The organism is Kineococcus sp. GCM10028916 (assembly GCF_042674865.1).
Taxonomy (GTDB): Bacteria; Actinomycetota; Actinomycetes; order Actinomycetales; family Kineococcaceae; genus Kineococcus.
Genome location: NZ_JBHTFM010000001.1, coordinates 79,719 through 100,045, shown reverse-complemented (window position 1 = coordinate 100,045; position 20,327 = coordinate 79,719). Strand labels below are relative to the sequence as shown.

The 20,327-nt window shown below is 71.9% G+C and carries 16 protein-coding genes, 4 tRNA genes and 1 pseudogene; 15 read left to right on the top strand and 6 right to left on the bottom strand.

Going from position 1 to position 20,327, the window contains the following annotated elements:
• Nucleotide 1: 1 nt before the first annotated feature.
• The 4 genes from thrS to ACFQ46_RS00485 form a co-directional block, all read right to left on the bottom strand.
• The gene (thrS, locus tag ACFQ46_RS00500; RefSeq protein WP_380256134.1) at nucleotides 2-1,984 is read right to left on the bottom strand and encodes a threonine--tRNA ligase; all 1,983 of its coding nucleotides are present in this window, start codon (nucleotides 1,982-1,984) and stop codon (nucleotides 2-4) included.
• A 51-nt stretch (nucleotides 1,985-2,035) separates the two neighbouring features.
• Nucleotides 2,036-2,590, bottom strand: a complete 555-nt coding sequence (locus ACFQ46_RS00495; RefSeq protein ID WP_380256132.1) for an MOSC N-terminal beta barrel domain-containing protein — start codon at nucleotides 2,588-2,590, stop codon at nucleotides 2,036-2,038.
• Nucleotides 2,591-2,607: 17 nt separating this feature from the next.
• A tRNA-Val gene (locus tag ACFQ46_RS00490) sits at nucleotides 2,608-2,679 on the bottom strand.
• A gap of 70 nt (nucleotides 2,680-2,749) precedes the next feature.
• Complete coding sequence (locus tag ACFQ46_RS00485) at nucleotides 2,750-3,304, bottom strand: TIGR02611 family protein (RefSeq protein WP_380256130.1); 555 nt, start codon at nucleotides 3,302-3,304, stop codon at nucleotides 2,750-2,752.
• 358 nt (nucleotides 3,305-3,662) lie between these two features.
• Here ACFQ46_RS00485 and ACFQ46_RS00480 point away from each other — a divergent pair, with 358 nt between their 5' ends.
• From ACFQ46_RS00480 to ACFQ46_RS00455, 6 genes are all read left to right on the top strand, one after another.
• Entirely contained in the window at nucleotides 3,663-4,091 is a 429-nt protein-coding gene (locus ACFQ46_RS00480; protein WP_328295838.1) for an SsgA family sporulation/cell division regulator, read from the top strand.
• Nucleotides 4,092-4,285: 194 nt separating this feature from the next.
• Nucleotides 4,286-4,358: transfer RNA gene (locus ACFQ46_RS00475), tRNA-Gly, on the top strand.
• Nucleotides 4,359-4,392: 34 nt separating this feature from the next.
• Nucleotides 4,393-4,466 (top strand) — tRNA-Cys (locus ACFQ46_RS00470).
• Nucleotides 4,467-4,501: 35 nt separating this feature from the next.
• A tRNA-Val gene (locus ACFQ46_RS00465) sits at nucleotides 4,502-4,576 on the top strand.
• A 217-nt stretch (nucleotides 4,577-4,793) separates the two neighbouring features.
• Nucleotides 4,794-6,029 carry a glycosyltransferase gene (locus tag ACFQ46_RS00460; RefSeq protein WP_380256128.1) on the top strand — a complete coding sequence of 412 codons (1,236 nt, stop codon included), beginning with the start codon at nucleotides 4,794-4,796 and terminating at the stop codon, nucleotides 6,027-6,029.
• Nucleotides 6,030-6,100: 71 nt separating this feature from the next.
• On the top strand, nucleotides 6,101-7,030 hold the full coding sequence (locus tag ACFQ46_RS00455; protein WP_380256126.1) for a hypothetical protein: 930 nt from the start codon (nucleotides 6,101-6,103) through the stop codon (nucleotides 7,028-7,030).
• A gap of 13 nt (nucleotides 7,031-7,043) precedes the next feature.
• Here the strand turns inward: ACFQ46_RS00455 and ACFQ46_RS00450 are convergent, their stop codons facing one another.
• Entirely contained in the window at nucleotides 7,044-7,991 is a 948-nt protein-coding gene (locus ACFQ46_RS00450; RefSeq protein ID WP_380256124.1) for a YihY/virulence factor BrkB family protein, read from the bottom strand.
• A 199-nt stretch (nucleotides 7,992-8,190) separates the two neighbouring features.
• Between ACFQ46_RS00450 and glgX the strand changes: the two genes are divergently transcribed.
• The 5 genes from glgX to ACFQ46_RS00425 all read left to right on the top strand — a co-directional run bounded on the left by glgX (nucleotide 8,191) and on the right by ACFQ46_RS00425 (nucleotide 16,394).
• The gene (gene glgX / locus ACFQ46_RS00445; protein WP_380256122.1) at nucleotides 8,191-10,332 is read left to right on the top strand and encodes a glycogen debranching protein GlgX; all 2,142 of its coding nucleotides are present in this window, start codon (nucleotides 8,191-8,193) and stop codon (nucleotides 10,330-10,332) included.
• Nucleotides 10,333-10,346: 14 nt separating this feature from the next.
• Nucleotides 10,347-12,770, top strand: a complete 2,424-nt coding sequence (gene treY / locus ACFQ46_RS00440) for a malto-oligosyltrehalose synthase (protein WP_380256120.1) — start codon at nucleotides 10,347-10,349, stop codon at nucleotides 12,768-12,770.
• Between the two features lie 96 nt (nucleotides 12,771-12,866).
• Nucleotides 12,867-14,606, top strand: coding sequence for a malto-oligosyltrehalose trehalohydrolase (treZ, locus tag ACFQ46_RS00435; protein ID WP_380256118.1), 1,740 nt, complete (start codon nucleotides 12,867-12,869; stop codon nucleotides 14,604-14,606).
• 4 nt (nucleotides 14,607-14,610) lie between these two features.
• Nucleotides 14,611-15,258: an NUDIX hydrolase N-terminal domain-containing protein gene (locus tag ACFQ46_RS00430; protein WP_380256116.1), complete on the top strand. Its 648-nt coding sequence runs from the start codon at nucleotides 14,611-14,613 to the stop codon at nucleotides 15,256-15,258.
• 53 nt (nucleotides 15,259-15,311) lie between these two features.
• On the top strand, nucleotides 15,312-16,394 hold the full coding sequence (locus tag ACFQ46_RS00425; protein ID WP_380256114.1) for a HoxN/HupN/NixA family nickel/cobalt transporter: 1,083 nt from the start codon (nucleotides 15,312-15,314) through the stop codon (nucleotides 16,392-16,394).
• Here ACFQ46_RS00425 and zapE read toward each other — a convergent pair.
• Complete coding sequence (gene zapE, locus ACFQ46_RS00420; RefSeq protein WP_380256780.1) at nucleotides 16,359-17,399, bottom strand: cell division protein ZapE; 1,041 nt, start codon at nucleotides 17,397-17,399, stop codon at nucleotides 16,359-16,361. The genes ACFQ46_RS00425 and zapE overlap by 36 nt on opposite strands.
• Before the next feature lie 155 nt (nucleotides 17,400-17,554).
• Here zapE and ACFQ46_RS00415 point away from each other — a divergent pair, with 155 nt between their 5' ends.
• From ACFQ46_RS00415 to ACFQ46_RS00400, 4 genes and pseudogenes are all read left to right on the top strand, one after another.
• Complete coding sequence (locus ACFQ46_RS00415; protein ID WP_380256112.1) at nucleotides 17,555-18,463, top strand: sulfurtransferase; 909 nt, start codon at nucleotides 17,555-17,557, stop codon at nucleotides 18,461-18,463.
• A 59-nt stretch (nucleotides 18,464-18,522) separates the two neighbouring features.
• Nucleotides 18,523-18,936, top strand: a complete 414-nt coding sequence (locus tag ACFQ46_RS00410) for a SufE family protein (protein ID WP_380162107.1) — start codon at nucleotides 18,523-18,525, stop codon at nucleotides 18,934-18,936.
• 76 nt (nucleotides 18,937-19,012) lie between these two features.
• Nucleotides 19,013-19,603, top strand: a pseudogene (gene ribA, locus ACFQ46_RS00405) (GTP cyclohydrolase II); the annotation flags it as partial.
• A 4-nt stretch (nucleotides 19,604-19,607) separates the two neighbouring features.
• Entirely contained in the window at nucleotides 19,608-20,324 is a 717-nt protein-coding gene (locus ACFQ46_RS00400; RefSeq protein WP_380256110.1) for a RibD family protein, read from the top strand.
• The last annotated feature ends 3 nt before the right edge of the window (nucleotides 20,325-20,327 follow it).

The window sequence follows — 20,327 nt, the reverse complement described above, 5'->3', positions numbered from 1 at the left end:
GTCAGACCTGCACCCGGTCACGCACGGCGGCGGCGATCCGCGCGACCGCGTCGTCGACGGGCACGCCGTTCTCCTGGCTGCCGTCGCGGAAGCGGAAGGACACCGCACCGTTCTCGACGTCCTCGGCCCCGGCGATGAGCAGGAACGGGATCTTCTGCTTGGTCCAGGTGCGGATCTTCTTCGGCATCCGGTCGTCGGCGTCGTCCACCTCGACCCGGATCCCGACGGCGCGCAGCTTCTGCGCGACCTCCTGCAGGTGCGGGACGTGCGCGTCGGCGACCGGGATCCCCACGACCTGCACGGGGGCCAGCCACGGGGGGAACGCCCCGGCGTAGTGCTCGACGAGGACACCGAAGAACCGTTCCAGCGAACCGAACTTGGCCGAGTGGATCATCACCGGCTGCTGCTTGGTGCCGTCGGCGGCGGTGTACTCCAGCTCGAAGCGGGCGGGCTGGTTGAAGTCGTACTGGATGGTCGACATCTGCCAGGTGCGGCCGATGGCGTCCTTGGCCTGCACGGAGATCTTCGGCCCGTAGAACGCGGCCCCGCCGGGGTCGGCGACGAGTTCCAGCCCGGTCTCCTTCGCCGCGGTCTCGAGGACCGCGGTGGCCTTCTCCCACTCCTCGTCGGAGCCGATGAACTTCGCCGAGTCCCCGCGGGTGGAGAGTTCGAGGTAGTAGTCGTCGAGGCCGAAGTCCTTGAGGAGGCCGAGGACGAAGTCGAGGAGGTGCTTGATCTCCCCCGGTGCCTGGTCCTGGGTGACGTAGGAGTGCGAGTCGTCCTGGGTCAGCCCGCGGACGCGGGTGAGGCCGTGCACGACGCCGCTCTTCTCGTAGCGGTAGACGGACCCGAACTCGAAGAACCGCAGCGGCAGTTCCCGGTAGGACCGACCGCGCGAACGGAAGATCAGGTTGTGCATGGGGCAGTTCATGGCCTTGAGGTAGTACTTCGAGTTCTCCAGCTCCATGCCGGGGAACATCGTGTCCTCGTAGTACGGCAGGTGCCCGGAGGTCTCGAACAGACCGCCCTTGGAGATGTGCGGGGTCCCGACGTAGGAGAACCCCTCCTCGATGTGGCGGCGGCGGACGTAGTCCTCCATCTCCCGCTTGATCACCCCACCCTTGGGGTGGAAGACGACCAGGCCGGACCCGATCTCGTCGGGGAAGGAGAACAGGTCCAGTTCCGCCCCGAGGCGACGGTGGTCGCGACGTTCGGCCTCCGCGACGCGTTCCTGGTAGGCCTTGAGCTCGTCCTTGGACGGCCACGCGGTGCCGTAGATGCGCTGCAGCTGCGGGTTCTTCTCGCTGCCGCGCCAGTAGGCCGCGGCCGAGCGGGTCAGGCTGAACCCGATGCCGACCAGCCGGGTGGTCGGCAGGTGCGGGCCGCGGCAGAGGTCCTTGAAGGCCACGGAGTCGTCGCGCTTGAGGTTGTCGTAGATGGTCAGCCCGCCCTCGCCGACCTCGGCCGAGGCGCCCTCGGCCGCGTCCGCGACACCACCGGGGGCGGTGCTCTTGAGGCCGATGAGCTCCAGCTTGTACGGCTCGTCGGCCATCTCGGCGCGGGCCTCGTCGTCGGAGACGTCGCGACGGGCGAAGCGCTGCCCCTCCTTGACGATGCGCTGCATCGTCTTCTCGATGACCTTGAGGTCCTCGGGGGTGAAGGGGCGCTCGACGTCGAAGTCGAAGTAGAAGCCGTCGCGGATCGGGGGGCCGATGCCCAGCTTGGCCTCGGGGAAGTGCTGCTGCACGGCCTGGGCCATGACGTGCGCGGTGGAGTGGCGCAGCACGGCGAGGCCCTCGTCGGAGGAGATGAGGACGCCCTCGACGTCGTCCCCCTCGGCGAGGACGTGGGAGAGGTCGCGCAGTTCGCCGTTGACCTTCGCGACGACGACGGCGCGGTCGTCGGCGAACAGCTCCCCTGCCGTGGTGCCGGCGGCCACCTGCTGGGTCTCCCCGGATCGGGTGATGCTGAACTGGGCCGACACGTGGGGCCTCCGCTGGTCTGGGCTGCTGGTGCTGGGACGGACCGCTCGACTCTACCCAGGGGGGTGCACGCGGACCTCGTCCCCCACCCGCAGCACCCCGCCCGTCGCGACCTGCGCGAACAGCCCCGCGCAGTGCCGGGGCGCTCCCCCCAGCCGCAGCACCGCCGCGCCGATCGAGCAGGTCCACCCCTGCAGGTCCGCGGCCGGGGGTTCGTCGGCGCCGAACTCCACGACGAGGTTGGCCCGCGAGGAGTCCCCGGCGTCCGGCTCCCGTCGCTGGCCGAGGCTGACGAGGTGCACGGGAGCCACCTGCCGCGCTCCGCCGTCGACGGGCGCGAGCCGTGCCCCGGGCACGGCCAGGAAGTCCGCGAGCGCCGTCCCGTCGGGGGTGCGCAGGTGGGGGTCGAGGGGGTCCCCGGCGAGGGCTAGCTCGCGCAGTGCGGGGTGCCGCTTGGCGGCGAGGACGTGGCCCGCCTCGTCGACGACCGCGTGGCCGCGGTCACCCAGGAGACCGTCGGAGCCGAGTTCGGCCATGGTGAGGGAGAGCCCCGGGACGGACTTCACCGGGAAGAGGTGGATCTCGCGCAGGACACCGACGAGGGTCATGTCCTGATGATGCTGGGTGGGCGATACTGGGTTCGAACCAGTGACCCCTTCGGTGTGAACGAAGTGCTCTACCACTGAGCTAATCGCCCGAACGTCGCGCTGAGCGCGTCCGGCCCGAGAACCATACCGTGACTCGGGCCGTGCTCTCGACCGCCGCGGTCAGAGGCCGGGGACCCACTGCAGCTGGGCGGTGACGACCTCGGGCGTCCACGCCGGCAGCCCCTGCCAGGCGAGGTAGCCCCAGAGCAGGGTCGCGACGACGGCGGCGGTTCCCGTCCCCAGCGCCGCGCGGGTCGCCAGGGAGCGGCGCGCGAGCCACCGGGCCCAGCGGTGGACCTGACGTTCCCCGAAGTGCTTGAGCCGTTGGGCGGAGGAGAACTCCGTGCCGAGGACGGCGAGCCCGAGGAACACCACGAGCCAGCCGGGGCCGGGCAGCGGCACCAGCACGAGGCCGAGCAGGACGACGAACGCGCCGACGGCCCCGACGACGGCGCGGTAGACCCGGTTCTTGCGGGTGTCGGCGCGGATCCGCTCGCGCTGGGCGTGCAGGGCGGCCCGGGTCCGCCGCACCCGGTGCTGGTGGGCACTGACCGGGGCGTCCACCCCGGTCACCACCGGGTGCGGCGCGGTCGGCGGCGACGGCAGCGACGCCCCCTCGGCGCGCGCCCGGTGCTCCACCTGCCCGTCCAGCTGCCCGCCCACTCGCTCGTCCACCGCGCCGTCCTGGTCCCCACGTCCGTGTTCGTGCACCGTCCGCACCGCTCACCCTCCGTCCACGACCTGTCGACTCCTCCAACGCACGGACGGGTCGCGACGCTCCCGCCGGAGGTGGAGGTTTCGCGTCGACCCGGGGTGAGAACCGTCACAGCGGCCCACCGGACGGCCGTTGACCTGCGGAGACACCCCCTCGTGGGCCCGCGATCCCGCCGTGGCCGAACGGCGGGGGAACCTCCGGCGACACGCCGGCGTCCCACTTGCGTCGTTCGGGTGTTTCAAGCGCGCAGTTGGTGGGAAACTCATGGACACGGTCGCTGGAGCCCGTCAGCGGCCATGAGCACACACGGAGGTCGACGTGCCTGCATTGCCGCACCGCAAGACCGAGGTCGACGTCGACGTGTCGCTGCGACTCCGGACCACCAGTGGTCCGGGACTCCCCGTCCCCGCCAGCCTCCACTACGGAGCTGACGACCCGTACGCCATCCACGCGGTCTTCCGCGGTGGCGACACGGACGTGGAGTGGGTCTTCGCACGGGACCTGTTGAGGGAAGGACTGACCGCACCCGCCGGCACCGGCGACGTGCAGGTGCGGCCCTGTTCCGACACCCTCGACGGCCGCCCCCGGGTCCTGCTCCGCCTGTCGTCCCCGGACGGCAACGCGGAACTCGAAGCCGACGAGGCCGACGTCCGGCGCTTCCTGCGCCGTGCCGACGCCCTCGTCCCCCCGGGCCGCGAGACCCGCCACCTGGACCTGGACGAGCTCATCGCTCGCCTGGTGTCCTGACGCACCGGCAGACGACGCACGAACGCGAGCGGACCCGCCCCGGCACTGTCGCCGCGGCGGGTTCTCCCGTGTCGCAGCTCTTCCGTTCCCTGCGGCCGTGTGAGCCGGGAGGGGATTTGGCCTTGTGGCCGACGTCGGCTAATGTTTTCAACGCCACGGGGAACCGGCCGGGAACGGCAGGGAAACCAGGGCATGCGGACGTAGCGCAGTTGGTAGCGCATCACCTTGCCAAGGTGAGGGTCGCGAGTTCGAGTCTCGTCGTCCGCTCGGAAGTCGGCACAACGGGGCCGTGAGCCTCTACGGTGGAGTGGCCGAGAGGTTAGGCAGCGGCCTGCAAAGCCGTCCACACGGGTTCGAATCCCGTCTCCACCTCCACTCGCAGTCGGGTAGCTCCCGACCGTGGGTACCGAGGGCGATTGGCGCAGCGGTAGCGCGCTTCCCTGACACGGAAGAGGTCACTGGTTCGATCCCAGTATCGCCCACCAGCACGTGAAGAGGGTCGGGTCCGGAAACGGACCCGGCTCTCTTCGTCGTTGCGGGCCGCCCACGCGACGTCTCCCGGGTTCCGGTACCCGGCCTCGGCGGCGACACCGCGGAGAGTCACGAAAGTTCACCCACGCGGACCAACGCCTTGCCTGCCAACGGGTTAACGAATTCGTAACACGCCTGTCACGCAGCCGCGGAGTACGTACGGTGACGACCATGTCCTCCGCACACCCCGGCCGCCCGGCGCTGCGCGTGCTGTTCGTCCAGGGCCACCTCCGGGAGAACGGCGGCCTCCGCGTCGTCAACGCCCTGGCGGCCCGCTTCAGCGCCGACGGGGTCCGGACGGGCGTCTTCGCCCTGGAGGAGGTCGACGGCGAGGAGGCCGTGGCGCTCCCCACCGACGGCGTCGCGCTGCGCTACGGCGCCCACCACGCCCTCCCGGCCGCGCGCCGGCTGCCCACCGGGCTCCTCGCTCTGCTGCGCACCGCCCGCGGCTACGACGTCGTGGTCTCCGGCTCGGAGATCGGCCACGGTCTGCTCGCGGCGTCCCTGGTCGCCCGCACCCTCGGCAGGCCCTTCGTGGTCCTGGCCCAGGGCGACCTCGACCAGGCGATCGCCGCCTGGGTCCCCGCCAAGTTGGCGGCCGCCACGCGGTGGGTGCACCGCCACGCGGACGCGGTGATCGCCGTCTCCCCCGGCCTGGTCCCGGGTCTGCTGGCCAACGGCCTCCCCGCCGAGCGCGTGCACGTCGTCGTGAACGGCGTCGACGTGGACGAGGTGCAGGAACGGGCCGTGACCGACCGTGCCGCCCCCGACCCGGTGCCCCGGCGGCCGCGCCTGCTGGCGATCGGCCGGCTCACCTCGCACAAGGGCTTCGACCTGCTGCTGCGCGCCTCGGTCGGCGTCCGCGACCGCGGGTTCGACCACGACCTCGTGATCGCCGGCGAGGGCCCCGACCGGGCCGCGCTCGAGCAGCTCGCCGCCGAACTGGGCGCGGACCACGTCAGCCTGCCCGGGTTCGTGGAGAACCCGGCGGCCCTGCTGGCCCAGGCCGACCTGTTCGTCTCCTCCTCCCGCACGGAGGCGATGCCGCTGACGCTGCTGGAGTCGCTGGCCCTGGCCGTCCCCGTCGTCGCCACCGACTGCTGCGAGGGCTCGCGGCTGCTGCTGGACGACGGTCGCTACGGGGACCTCGTCGCGCCGGAGTCCGTCGAGGCCCTCACCGAGGCCATCGCCGCTCACCTGGGCGACCAACGGCGGTTGCGGCACGCCGCCGCGGCCGGACCGGCCTTCGCCCGGCGGTTCGAACCGCGTCGCCTCGCCCGCGAGCACCTCGCGCTGCTGTCCCGGATCAGCGGGGCACCGCTGCCCGCGTTCGCGCCGCTGCCCGTCGCCACCGGGGACACGTTGCTGAGGACGCACCAGGGTCCGTCCCTCGGCAGCACCACCTGACCCACCGCACGTCCCGCCCGACCGACCCATCGAAACCACCGCATCCCTCGAAGCCCTAGGAGCTCCTCACCGTGCGCGCGCTCGACCTGGTCCGTTTCCTCTCCACCAGCGCAACGACGCGCACCGCCCCCGACACCCCCACCGCGCTGCGAGCCCGTCTCGCCGGCGCCGCCGCCAGGGCGCTCGAGGCGGGCCGCAAGGTCCGCACCGAGGTTCCCCGCGAACTGCGCGAACGCACCACCGAGGCCTCCCTCGCCGCGTTCCTCACCGCCTACGTCGACGACCGCGAGAGCGGCGCCACCGAGGGCGGCCGGCACGCGCTCCGCTACGCCCTGCACCACCCCTCGGCCACCCTCGGCGCCGTCGGGGCCGTCCTGCGCCTGCCCGTCGCCCCCGCGGCGCTGGGGGACGGACCGGCCGGCGAGATCCTCCGCTCCACGCTGCTGGCCCGCCACCTCGGTGGGCTGACGGTCGCCTCGACCGGGGTCGCCCTCCTCGACGTGCCCGCCGACGGTGGTGACTACGTGCTGGGTGCGGCCCGCCAGACGCTGCGCCGCAAGGTGCGGGCGGCGCAGAAGAAGGGCGTCGCGTTCCGCTTCGTCGAGGACCCGGCGGAGCGCGCGGCCCTGCTGGAGCGCGCCAACGCGGCCGAGCAGGCGCACGCCGACACCCAGTACCGGGTGGACACCCCCGACAACTCCGACCTGCTGCTGCACGACCTCTGGCTGGTGGCGACCGACGCCGACGGTGAGGCGATCATGCTGTCGGTGACCCCGGTCGACGGCGAGTGGGCCCTGTTGCGCTACTTCCGCACCCTGGGCGCCTCCCCCGCCCACAGCGACGCCCGCTACCTGCTGATGCCGGCCCTGGTCGCGGCCCTGGCCGAGCGCGGGGTGCGCCACCTCGTGGACTCGACCCCGCCCCCGCAGCTGTCCAACGGCCTGCGCCACTTCCAGCGCATGGTCGGCTACCGCTACGCCCGGGTGCGGGTCACGCGCTGATCCCTGCGGGGGGTCAGGGGACCCAGCGACGCCGCTCGGCCGCCTGGCGCCGGGCGGCCTCGCGGGCCGCGGTCTTCGTCGGGTCCGGCCACACCCGGTCCACGGCCGAGTTCAGGGCCGCGCCGATGAGCACCGAGATGGCCAGGAAGTAGAACCAGATCAGCACCACGATGGGCGCCGCGAGCGGCCCGTAGATCGACGTCGAGGGGCCGGCGATCGAGAGCGCCAGCGAGCGGCGCAGCACCCACGAGACGAGGAACCACCCCAGCAGCGCCAGCAGCGCCCCGGGCAGGTCGCGCGACCAGCGCGACCGCACGGGCGTCGAGAGGTGGTAGAGCGTCGTGAGGCAGAAGACCGAGAGCACCAGGACGACCGGCCAGTAGAGGTGCGACAGCACCCGCACGTTCGCGGGCAGCCAGTCCTGCAGCAGGCGCGGGCCCACGAGCACCAGCGGCACGACGACGACCCCCACGAGCAGCGCCACCAGGTAGGTGGACAGCGACAGGATCCGGGTCTGGACGATGCCGCGGTGCCCCCCGAGCCCGTACATGATCGCGATGGTGTCGACGTAGACGTTGAGGGCGCGCGAGCCCGACCACACGCTGACCAGGAACGCGAGCACCGTGAGGTCGGCCCGGCCCTGCGTGGTGACGGAGTCGAAGGTCGGCAGGATCACGTCGGCGATGGCCTGGGACGTGAAGACGGCCTCGGTGATCCGGGCGAGCTGCTCGCGCACGGCGGCGACGTCGTCGGCTCCCAGCCAGCGCCCGAGGTAGCCCAGGCTGGCGACGATCCCGAAGACCAGCGGCGGCAACGAGAGCAGGGCGAAGAACCCGCCCTCCGCCGCCAGACCGGTGACCCGGAAGCGCATGCAGGCCCCGACGGTCGCGGTGGCCAGGGCCCGGGCGTCGCGCCACGCCCTCCCCGGCCACGACAGGGTCAGGACAGGCTGCTGGTGCATCGTCTCCTCGGGGTCCCGCAGGTGGTCCAGACGGTGGTCCGCCTCGCTCGCCGGACACGGCGGGTCCGCAGGCGTCCGGACACCGTAACCGGGCCCGGAGCCCGGCCGCGGGAGGCGCCCCGGGAGGTGGCACGGTCCCCCACCCGCCATGATGGGCCGGTCACGCCCACTTCGAATCCCTTCCGGAGGGAACCCCGCGATGCAGATCTGGCCCGGACGGCCCTATCCCCTCGGCGCCACGTACGACGGCGCCGGGACGAACTTCGCCCTCTTCTCGGAGGTGGCCGAACGGGTCGAGCTGTGCCTCATCGCCGACGACGGCACCGAGCAGCGGTTCGACGTGCCCGAGGTCGACGGGTTCGTCTGGCACGCGTACCTGCCCTCGGTGATGCCCGGTCAGCGCTACGGCTTCCGCGTCCACGGCCCGTTCCACCCCGAGAGCGGATCGCGCTGCCAGCCGGAGAAGCTGCTGCTCGACCCCTACGCGAAGGCCATCGAGGGTCAGGTGGACGGCGACGAGTCGCTGTTCTCCTACTACTTCGACCGCCCGGACGAGGTGAACGTCGAGGACAGCCTCGGCCACACGATGCTCTCGGTCGTCGTGAACCCCTTCTTCGACTGGGGCAACGACCACCGCCCCGGCCACGAGTACCACGAGTCGGTGATCTACGAGGCCCACGTCAAGGGTCTGACGATGCAGCACCCTGACGTGCCCGAGGACATCCGCGGCACCTACGCCGCGATGGCGCACCCGGCGATCATCGAGCACCTCACCTCCCTCGGGGTGACGGCCGTCGAGCTCATGCCGGTGCACCAGTTCGTGCAGGACACCCACCTCGTCGACAAGGGCCTCTCGAACTACTGGGGCTACAACACCATCGGGTTCTTCGCCCCGCACAACGCCTACTCCTCCAACGGCCAGCGCGGTCAGCAGGTCCAGGAGTTCAAGTCGATGGTGCTCGCGCTGCACCAGGCGAACATCGAGGTCATCCTCGACGTGGTCTACAACCACACCGCCGAGGGCAACCACATGGGCCCGACGCTGTGCATGCGCGGCATCGACAACCAGGCCTACTACCGCCTCGTCGACGGCGACCAGAAGCACTACTTCGACACCACTGGCACCGGCAACAGCCTGCTGATGCGCCACCCGCACGTCCTGCAGCTCATCATGGACTCGCTGCGCTACTGGGTGACGGACATGCACGTCGACGGTTTCCGCTTCGACCTCGCCGCGACGCTGGCCCGCCAGTTCCACGAGGTCGACCGGCTCAGCGCCTTCTTCGACCTGGTGCAGCAGGACCCGATCGTGTCCCAGGTCAAGCTCATCGCCGAACCCTGGGACATCGGCGAGGGGGGCTACCAGGTCGGCGGCTTCCCCCCGCTGTGGACGGAGTGGAACGGCAAGTACCGCGACTCCGTGCGCGACTTCTGGCGCGGGGAGCCCGAGTCGCTGGGCGACTTCGCCAGCCGCATCAGCGGTTCCTCCGACCTCTACGAGCACTCCGGGCGCAAACCCATCGCGAGCATCAACTTCGTCACCGCCCACGACGGCTTCACGATGCGGGACCTCGTGTCCTACAACGACAAGCACAACGCCGCCAACGGTGAGGGCGGCAACGACGGCGAGAGCCACAACCGCTCCTGGAACTGCGGGGTCGAGGGCGAGACGAAGGACCCCGAGATCATCGCCCTGCGCGCCCGCCAGCACCGGAACCTGCTGACGACGCTGCTGCTCTCCCAGGGCGTGCCGATGCTCCTGCACGGCGACGAGCTCGGCCGCACCCAGCGGGGCAACAACAACGTCTACTGCCAGGACAACGAGCTCGCCTGGGTCGACTGGGACCTCGACGACGCCCAGAAGGAACTCCTCGCCTTCACCCAGCGCATCGTCTCCCTGCGCCGCACCGAGCCCGTCTTCCAGCGCCGGCGGTTCTTCGCCGGCGACGCCTCCCACGGCGGGGAGAGCGAGGTCGGCGACATCGAGTGGTTCACCAACGACGGCACCGAGATGACCGACGCGGACTGGGCCGACCGGTCCAACCACACCGTCATGGTGTTCCTCAACGGAGAGGCGATCCCCGAGCCGGACAAGCGCGGGGAGCGCATCGTCGGCGACTCGTTCCTGGTGCTGTGGAACCCGTGGCACGAGGCGGTGGAGTTCACACTGCCCGAGAAGGCCTACGGCGACGACTGGGCCCCCCGTCTCGACACCGCCGACGACCAGGTCGGCATCGTCTCGATCTTCACCGAGGAATCGGCGTTCTCCCCGGGCGCGAAGCTGCCGGTGGCGGCCCGCTCGGTGCTCGTGCTCGCTCGTGAACCACTGGGAGAGAAGTGACCTACCGTCCGACCGTGGTGCCCGGGAGCACCTACCGGCTGCAGGTGCAGCCGGCCTTCACCTTCGACGACGCCGCCGCGCAGGCGGAGTACCTGGCGACCCTCGGGGTCTCGCACGCCTACCTCTCGCCGGTGCTGGCGCCCGCGAAGGGCTCCGAGCACGGCTACGACGTCGTCGACCACTCCCACCTGAACCCCGAGGCCGGGGGACGGGCGGGATTCGACCGGCTGGTGGCCGCACTGCGTTCCGCCGGTCTCGCCGCGGTGGCCGACGTCGTCCCCAACCACATGGCCGTGCCCACTCCCGCCTCCGACAACGCGCAGCTGTGGTCGGTGCTCAAGGAGGGTCCGGACTCGCCCTTCGCCTCCTGGTTCGACGTCGACTGGTCGGTGCCGGACCGGGCGATCCTCATGGCCGTCCTCGGTCAGCGGATCGGGCAGGTCCTCGCCGCGGGCGAGCTGGCCCTGGACGACTCCGGCGACGAGCTCGTCCTGCGCTACTACGACCACGTGTTCCCGGTGCGCCCCGGCACCGAGGACCTGCCGCTGGCCGAGCTGGTGGACCGCCAGTGGTACCGGCTGGCGCACTGGCGGGTGGCCGACGAGGAGCTCAACTACCGCCGCTTCTTCGACGTCGACACCCTCGCCGCGATCCGGGTCGAGGACCCGGCCGTCTTCGACGCCTCGCACGCCCTGCTGCTGGAACTGCTGCGCGCCGGCGACCTGCAGGGGTTGCGGATCGACCACCCGGACGGTCTCGCGGACCCGCGTGGCTACCTGCGCCGCCTGGCCGAGGTCACCCGCGAGGGGGACTCGAGCACCTGGGTCGTCGTCGAGAAGATCCTCGAGGGCGACGAGACCCTGCCCGAGGACTGGGAGTGCGCCGGGACCACCGGCTACGACGCGTTGCAGCGCATCGGTGGGCTCTTCCTGGACTCCGCCGGGGCCGAACCGCTGTCCGCGCAGTACGCCGCGGTGACCGGTGAGAACCGGCCGTTCTCCACCATCGTCGACGAGGCGAAGCGCGAGGTCGCCGAGTTCGGCCTCTACGCCGAGGTCCACCGCCTGGTGGAGCTCCTCGCCGGCATCTGCCACGACCACGTGGACCTGCGCGACCACACCCGTCGCGGGCTGCACGAGAGCGTGCTCGAGCTGCTCGTCTCCATCGAGCAGTACCGCGCCTACGTGGTCCCGGGCGAGGCGGCACCGGAAGTGGCCGTCGAGGTCCTCGAGCACGCCGCCGAGGTCGCCGGAGCCCGTCTGCCCGCCGAGCGCCACGACACCCTCGCGGTCGTCGTGGACCTGGCGCTGGGCCGGGTCGCGACCGACGACGCACGCGCGGCGGAGTTCATCGTCCGGTTCCAGCAGACGTGCGGCCCGGTGATGGCCAAGGGCATCGAGGACACCGCGTTCTACCGGTGGTTCCGGCTGAGCTCGCTCAACGAGGTCGGCGGCGAACCCACGAGGTTCGGGACCTCGCCGGAGGAGTTCCACTCCTTCGCCTCGGCGCTGGCGCGCGACTGGCCGGCCACGATGACGACGCTCTCCACCCACGACACCAAGCGCAGCGAGGACGTCCGCGCCCGCCTGTCGACGTTGTCGGAGTTCACCACCGAGTGGGCGGCCGCCGTCACCTCGTGGCGGGAGCTGGCCACCACCCACCGGGCCGCGGAACTGGACGCCCGGACGGAACTGCTGATCTGGCAGACGCTCGTCGGCACCTGGGGCTCCTCGGGTCCGATCGCGGCGGAACGCCTCCTCGGCTACCTCCAGAAGGCGACCCGCGAGGCCAAGGACCACACCACGTGGACCGCCCCGGACGAGGCCTACGAGGCTGCGGTGGAACGGTTCGCGACGGGGGTCCTCGGTGACGCCGAGGTCCTGGCCGCCGTCGCCGAGTTCGTCGAGCTCACGGGTCCCGCGGCGCGGGTCGCGCTGCTGGGGCAGAAGTTCGTGCAGCTGACGATGCCGGGTGTCCCCGACGTCTACCAGGGCACCGAACTCGTCGACCTGTCCCTGGTCGACCCCGACAACCGCCGCCCGGTCGACTTCGCCGACCGCGCCCGCCGCCTGACGGCGCTGGACGCGGGCTCGGGACCGACCGACCTGGACGACGAGAAGCTCCTCGTGGTCTCGCGGACCCTGCGGGTGCGCCGGGACCACCCCGAGGTCTTCGCGGGCGCCTACTCCCCCGTCCCCACGACCAACGGCAACGCCGTCGCGTTCTCCCGCGGCCCGGTGGAGAACCCGGCCGTGGTGGCGGTGGCGACCCGCCTGCCGGTGTCGCTGGAACGTCTCGGCGGTTGGGGCGAGCACACCCTGACCCTCCCCGAGGGCCTGTGGCGCAACGTCTTCACCGGCGCCGAGGTCCCCGGTGGAGCCGCCCGCATCGCGGACGTCCTCACCGACCTCCCGGTGGCGCTGCTCGTCCGCGCCTAGCAACTTCTGGGGGACTTCCCCCCTTCCCAGGCCGAGGAAGGAGGGAAAGTCCCCCAGAAGTCGCAAGGGGGCGCGGGCTCCGACAAGCTGTGCACCATGCGGTTCGAACTGTGGGCGCCGGCGGCGCAAGAGGTGGAGCTCGTCCTCGACGCGGGACGGGTGCCGATGCGGCGCAGCGACTCCCCCCGTCCGGGGTGGTGGAGCGTCGAGGCCGAGGGCGCGGACGGCACCCGCTACGCGTTCTCCCTCGACGGGGGCGACCCGCGCCCCGACCCGCGCAGCGGCTGGCTGCCGGACGGGGTGAACGCCGCGAGCGCCGTGGTGGACCCGTCGCTCTTCACCTGGACCGACCAGAACTGGGCCGGCCGGGACGCCCACGGGGCGGTGTTCTACGAACTGCACATCGGGACCTTCACCCCCGAGGGGACGTTCGCGGCGGCGGCGCAGAAGCTGGACCACCTCGTCGACCTCGGCGTGGACGTCGTGGAGGTCCTGCCGGTGTCGGCGTGGGACGGGCCGTGGAACTGGGGTTACGACGGCGTCGCCCCCTACGCGGTGCAGCACGAGTACGGCGGTCCGGAGGGTTTCGCCGCGTTCGTCGACGCCTGCCACGCGAAGGGTCTGGCCGTCGCGCTCGACTGCGTCTACAACCACCTCGGGCCCAGCGGGAACTACCTGGCGGAGTTCGGCCCCTACTTCACCGAGAAGCACGACACCCCCTGGGGCGCGGCCGTGAACCTCGACGACGAGGGCTCGGTCGAGGTCCGTCGCTGGATCGTCGACAACGCGCTGCGCTGGTTCCGCGACTTCCACGTCGACGCCCTGCGCCTGGACGCCGTGCACGCCCTCGTCGACGACTCCCCCCGCCACGTCCTGGCGCAGCTGTCGGACGAGGTCGCGGAACTCGCCCGCCAGCTCGGCCGACCGCTGTCCCTGGTGGCGGAGTCCGACCTCAACGACGCGTTCATGGTCTCCCCCACGGCGCAGGGTGGCCGGGGAATGACCGCGCAGTGGGACGACGACGTGCACCACGCCCTGCACGCCTGGCTCACCGGGGAACGTCAGGGCTACTACGCCGACTTCGGCGACGCCGAGGTCGTGAAGACGACGTTCGAGGAGGCGTTCTTCCACGCCGAGCGGTTCTCCACCTTCCGCGGGGAGCAGTGGGGGAAGAAGGTCGACCGCGCGAACGTCCCGGGGACGGCGTTCCTGGGGTACCTGCAGACCCACGACCAGGTCGGCAACCGCGCCGTCGGCGACCGGATCGGGCACCTGCTCTCTCCCACCGCGCAGGCCGCCGGCGCCGCGCTGTACCTGTTGGGCCCCTTCACACCGATGGTGTTCATGGGTGAGGAGTGGAACGCCTCGACCAAGTGGCAGTTCTTCACCTCCTTCCCCGACCCCGACCTCGGCAAGGCCGTCAGCACCGGCCGCCGCTCGGAGTTCGGCCAGCACGGCTGGGACGCCGAGGACGTCCCCGACCCGCAGGACCCGGCCACCAAGGAGGCCTCGGTCCTGCGCTGGGACGAGATCGACGCCGAGCCGCACGCGCGGATGCTGGCCTGGTACCGGACGCTGACCGGACTGCGTCGCGCCGTGCCGGACTTCGCGGCCGCGGACCTGCGCGAGGTCCGGGTGGACGTCGCGGGCAACGCCCTGGTCCTGCACCGGGGCCGGTACCGGGTCGTCGTCACCCTCGGGGAAGGCGCCGACGTCGAGATCGAGGGCAGCCCCCTCGAGGTCGTCGCCCAGTTCAGCGACGGCCCGGCCGCCGAGCTGCTCGGCGAAGGCGTCCGCACGTCCGCGGAGTCGGTGGTGGTGCTGCGGGTAGCGTGATCGGGTGAGCGAACCCGCCGACCTGGTCCGCACGGCCGCCGTCCGCATCGCGGCCCTGGCTCAGGACGGGTTGACCTTCGCGCTCGGCGACCCCGCCAAGGACTACGACGCGGCCCGCTACCGGGAGCTGACCGAGCTCGCGGCGGATCTGCTGGCCGCGGTCTCCACCTCTCCCCGCGACGTCCTGCGGGCGCTCCTGGACACCGACGTGGGCTACGCGACGCCCAAGGTCGACGTCCGGGCGGGGGTCATCGACGACCAGGGCCGGTTCCTGCTGCTGCGCGAGCGCAGCGACGGGCTCTGGTCGATGCCGGGGGGCTGGGCGGACCCGGGTGACCGCCCGGCCCAGGCGGCGGTCCGCGAGGTGCTGGAGGAGACGGGCTACCCCGTCGAGGTGGTCAAGGTCGTGGGCGTCTGGGAACGGGACGCCCGCGGCAAGCAGCCACCGATGCCGGTGAGCGTCTTCCACCTGTACTTCCTCTGCACCGTCTCCGGGGACCGCGTCGCGGCGAGCGAGCTCGAGACCCTGGACGTCGGCTGGTTCGGCCTGGACGAGTTGCCGGAACTCTCGCAGCGGCGCATCAACCGCTGGGAGCTGGAACGGATGATGGCCCACCACCGCGACCCGTCGCTGCCCACCGAGTGGGACTGACGCGTTAGGCTCCCCGCTTGTTGCCAGTGACTTGCAACAAGCGAGGAGTGAGCGTGTCCGTCCTGTCCGAGCCGTCCCGCGCCGCCGGCCGCTCCTGGAGCGGCCTCGACACCCGATGCCTGCTGCGTCTGCTGGCCGTCGTCGCGGGGTTGCACGTGCTCGGGTGGGGTGTCCTGGGTCTCCTCGTCGTGCCGCACGAGTTCTCCGTGGGCGAGCAGGTCTTCGGCTGGGGGCTGGGGCTGACGGCCTACGTGTTCGGGGTGCGGCACGCCTTCGACGCCGACCACATCGCCGTCATCGACGGAACCACGCGCAAGCTCACGGGGGACGGCCAGCGTCCGCTGTCGGTGGGTTTCTGGTTCTCCCTGGGCCACTCCAGCGTCGTGTTCGCGATGGCCGTCGTCGTGGCCACGGGCGCGAGGTTCGCCTCCGGTCTCGTCACCGAGGGCAGCACGGCGCACGACGCCCTCGGGGTGTTCGGCACGAGCGCCGCGGGGATCTTCCTCTGGGTCATCGGGCTGGTGAACCTCGCCGCACTGGTCGGGATCCTGCGCACGGCCCGGATGCGCCGTCGCGGGGAGCTCGACGACGCGGCCCTGCACCAGCGGCTCGCCCTCGACGGTGCGGTGGCCCGGTTGCTGCGGGGTTTCACCGCGAGGATCCGCTCCCCCCGCCAGATCTACCCCGCCGGGTTGCTCATGGGTCTGGGTTTCGACACGGCGACGGAGGTCGCGCTCCTCGTGCTCGCCGGGACGGCGGCCGTGACCCTGCCCTGGTACGCGGTCCTCGTGCTCCCGGTCCTCTTCGCCGCGGGCATGAGCCTGTTCGACACCCTCGACGGCGCCTTCATGAACCTCGCCTACGACTGGGCCCTGGCGAACCCGTTGCGGCGCTTGACCTACAACGGCGTGGTGACGGGGGTCTCGGTGGTCGTCGCGCTGGTCATAGGCACCATCCAGCTGGTGTCGGTCCTGCACGACGAACTCGGTCTCGGCGGCGCCGCGACGTGGATCTCCGACCTCGACACGGAGTACGTCGGGTACGCCGTCGCCGGGCTGTTCCTGCTCGTGTGGGCGGTCGCGCTGGTGTGGTGGCGCCGCTCAGGCCGGCGCCGCACCCTCACGCGCGAGGGCTGACAACCGCGACACCGCGCGCAGGTACTTCTTGCGGTACCCGCCGTTGATCAGCTCGTCGGTGAACACGGCGTCGAAGGGGACTCCGGACGCGACGACGGGGATGTCCCGGTCGTAGAGCCGGTCGGCGAGGACGACGAGGCGCAGACCCACCATCTGGTCGGTGACGGTGCTGACCCCGCGGAGGCAGACCGCCGTGGTCTGGCCGACCATCGCGCCGTAGCGGCTGGGGTGGACCTGGGCCAGGTGGGTCAGCACGGTCGTGAAGTCGTCGAACGTCGCGCCCGGGCGGGCGGCGGCGGCGCGTTCGACGTCCTCGTCGGACAGCGGCGCGGGCGCGGGCTGCAAGCCGCGGTGGCGGTAGTCCTCGCCGTCGACGCGCTGCACGTCGAACTGCCCGGCCAGGGCCTGGATCTCGCGCTGGAAGTCCTGCGCGGCGAAGCGCCCCTCGCCCAGGGCCCCCGGCAGCGTGTTCGACGTCGCCGCCAGCTTCACCCCGCGGTCGACGAGTTCGCGCATCAACCGCGACATCAGGACGGTGTCACCCGGGTCGTCGAGCTCGAACTCGTCGATGCAGACCAGGGCGTTCGGCGCGAGCGCCTCGACGGCGGGCAGGAAGCCCAGCGCACCGACGAGGTTGGTGTACTCGACGAAGGTGCCGTAGGCGGCGGTGCGGCCACCCTCGGTGACGACCTGGTGGTACAGCGAGGACAGCAGGTGGGTCTTGCCGACCCCGAAGCCACCGTCGAGGTACATCCCCGGCGCACCGCTCGGCGCGGCCTTGCGCTTGAAGAGGCCCGCCAGACCCTTCGCCGGCGCTCCGCCCGCGAGGACGCGCTCCCCGAACGCGCTCATCCCGGCGACGGCCTCGGCCTGGCTGGGGTGCTCGGGGGCGGGGACGTAGCTGGCGAAGCGGACGTCGGCGAAGCGCGGCGGCGGCACCAGCTCCGCGACCAGCTGCTGCGGGGGTACCCGCGGGTTGCGGTCTGCCAGGGAGTCCAGACGCATCTGAGAGCCGGTCACAGTGCTCCACAGTAGTGAGCGGTCGGTGGGGGCGGCGGTGGGGTCTGGCAGGATCGCGGCCAGCGGGAACGACCACGGCTGGGAACGACGGACCGCGCCGGGACGTTGCTGCAAGGACGACGACCGCTGGAGGAACCACCGTGAGCACGCTGCCCCTGGACACCGACGAGAAGCTCGCCGCCTACGCCCACCCCGAGAAGCTCGTGACGACGGGTTGGCTGGCGCAGCACCTCGGTGAGCCGGGCCTCGTCGTCGTCGAGAGCGACGAGGACGTCCTGCTCTGGGACACCGGGCACGTGCCCGGGTCGGTGAAGGTCGACTGGCACACCGAGCTCAACGACTCCGTGACCCGCGACTACGTCGACGGCGCCGGCTTCGCCGCCCTGATGTCGGCCAAGGGTGTCCGCCGTGAGGACACCGTCGTGATCTACGGCGACAAGAACAACTGGTGGGCCGCGTACGCGCTGTGGGTCTTCACCCTCTTCGGCCACCCCGACGTCCGCCTGCTCGACGGCGGCCGCGCGAAGTGGGTCGCCGAGGGCCGGGAGATGACGACCGAGGCCCCCGCGCGTCCCGCGGCGGACTACCCCGTCGTCGAACGCGAGGACACCTCGATCCGCGCCTTCAAGGAGGACGTGCTCGCGCACATCCGCACCGGCAGCGGCGGCAAGCTGGTCGACGTGCGGTCCCCGCAGGAGTACACGGGCGAACGCACGCACATGCCGGACTACCCCGAGGAGGGCACCGTCCGCGGCGGCCACATCCCCGGCGCCGACAGCGTCCCGTGGGCCCGCGCCGCGGCCGAGGACGGCACCTTCCGCTCCCGGGAGGAACTCTCCGCGATCTACCAGGACGAGAAGGGCCTCTCCCCCGAGGACGACGTGATCGCCTACTGCCGCATCGGGGAACGCTCGAGCCACACCTGGTTCGTGCTCTCCCAGCTGCTCGGTTTCGGTCAGGTCCGCAACTACGACGGGTCCTGGACGGAGTGGGGCAACGCCGTGCGCGTCCCGATCGCCAAGGGGTCCGACAAGGGTTCGGCCCAGTGACCACCGACGCGTCGGGCGATGACCTCAGCGATGACCCGACCGCAGGGCTGCCGGCCCCGATGGCCGAGATCGTCGAGGACTTCCAGGCGCTGCCCGATCGCGAGCGGCTGCAACTGCTGCTCGAGTTCAGCCAGGGCCTGAAGCCGCTGCCGCCGCAGTTCGAGGGGCACCTCGAGAAGATGGAGCGGGTGGACGAGTGCCAGTCCCCCGTCTTCATCACCGTCGAGGTCGACGACGCCGACGCCGTGCACCTGCACGTCTCGGCGCCACCCGAGGCGCCGACCACGCGCGGTTTCGCGGGGGTGCTGCAGGAAGGTCTGGACGGCCTGCCCGCGGCGGTGGTGCTCGACCTGCCGGGTGACGTGTGTTCCCGGTTGGGGCTCGACCGAGCCGTCAGTCCGCTGCGCATGCGGGGGATGACGGGGATGCTGGCGCGGGTGAAGCGCCAGGTGCGTGTCGCCACCGTCGCCTGAGGAGAGGGACGAGGACGTGACGTACACCCGGGAGTCGAGCCACGAGCTGCTGGCGGAGGACGACCACGCACTGCCGGTGACGCGGATCTCCGAAGCACGACTACCCACGACCTTCGGCACGTTCCGGGCCGTCGCCTACCGCCAGGCCGACGGGATCGAGCACCTCGCGCTCGTCGCGGGCGAGATCGGGGACGGGCACGACGTCCTCGTCCGGATGCACTCGGAGTGCCTGACGGGCGACGTGCTCGGCTCGCTGCGGTGCGACTGCGGTCCGCAGCTGCACGCCGCGTTGGAGGCCGTCACCGCGGAGGGCCGCGGGGTCGTGCTCTACCTGCGTGGTCAGGAGGGGCGCGGCATCGGGCTGGCCGAGAAGATCGCGGCCTACGCGTTGCAGGAGCAGGGTCGCGACACGGTCGAGGCCAACCTCGACCTCGGTCTGCCCGTCGACTCCCGCGACTACTCCGGGGCCGTCGCCGTCCTGCGCGACCTCGGCGTCCGCGACGTGGAGCTGATGACCCACAACCCGGTGAAGGTCGCGGCGCTGGAGACCCACGGCGTGCCGGTCCTGCGCCGACGGGACCTGCCCGTCGCCCAGACCCTCGACAACGTCCGGTACCTGCGGACCAAGCGCGACCGGATGGGCCACCGCCTCCCCGGTGTGAGCTGACCCGGTGAGCATCGACGCCCCGGTCCGCCTCGGCGACTGGGACACCCTGCTGCGCCTGGCGCGCGAGGACGACCAGGTCCTCGTCGGGGCGGGGCTGCAGGAACGCTCCGGCGGCGACCTCGTCGACCGCTACGCGCCGCTGCTGCTCGCGGGGCGCACCGGGGTCGTCGCCCAGCTCGGGCAGAGCCTCGACGGCTGCATCGCGACGGCCTCGGGCGACTCGCACTTCGTCACGGGCGAGGCCGACCGCGAGCACCTGCACCGGCTGCGCGCACTGGTCGACGCCGTCGTCGTCGGGCCCGGCACCGTCCGCACCGACGACCCGCAGCTGACCGTGCGGGCCGTCGAGGGGCCGAACCCGGTGCGGGTCGTCCTCGACCCGCGCGGAACCCTGCTCGACCGCGGGGTCCTGCGGGACCCCGTCACGGTCCACCTGGTCGGCGAGCAGGCCCGTTCGCCCCGGACCGTCCTCAAGACCCTGCGGGAGCGGGGGTTGCGCCGGATCCTCGTCGAGGGCGGCGGAGCCACGGTCAGCGACTGGGTCGCGGCCGGGTTGGTCGACCGGCTCTACCTCACGGTCGCCCCGCTCGTCGTCGGCCGCGGCGGTCGGCGGGGGATCTCGTTGCCCGACGTCGAACCCCTCACCGACTGCCTGCGTCCACCCGCCCGTCGTCACCTCCTCGGTGACGACGTCTGCTTCGAGCTCGACCTCCGCGCCTGATCG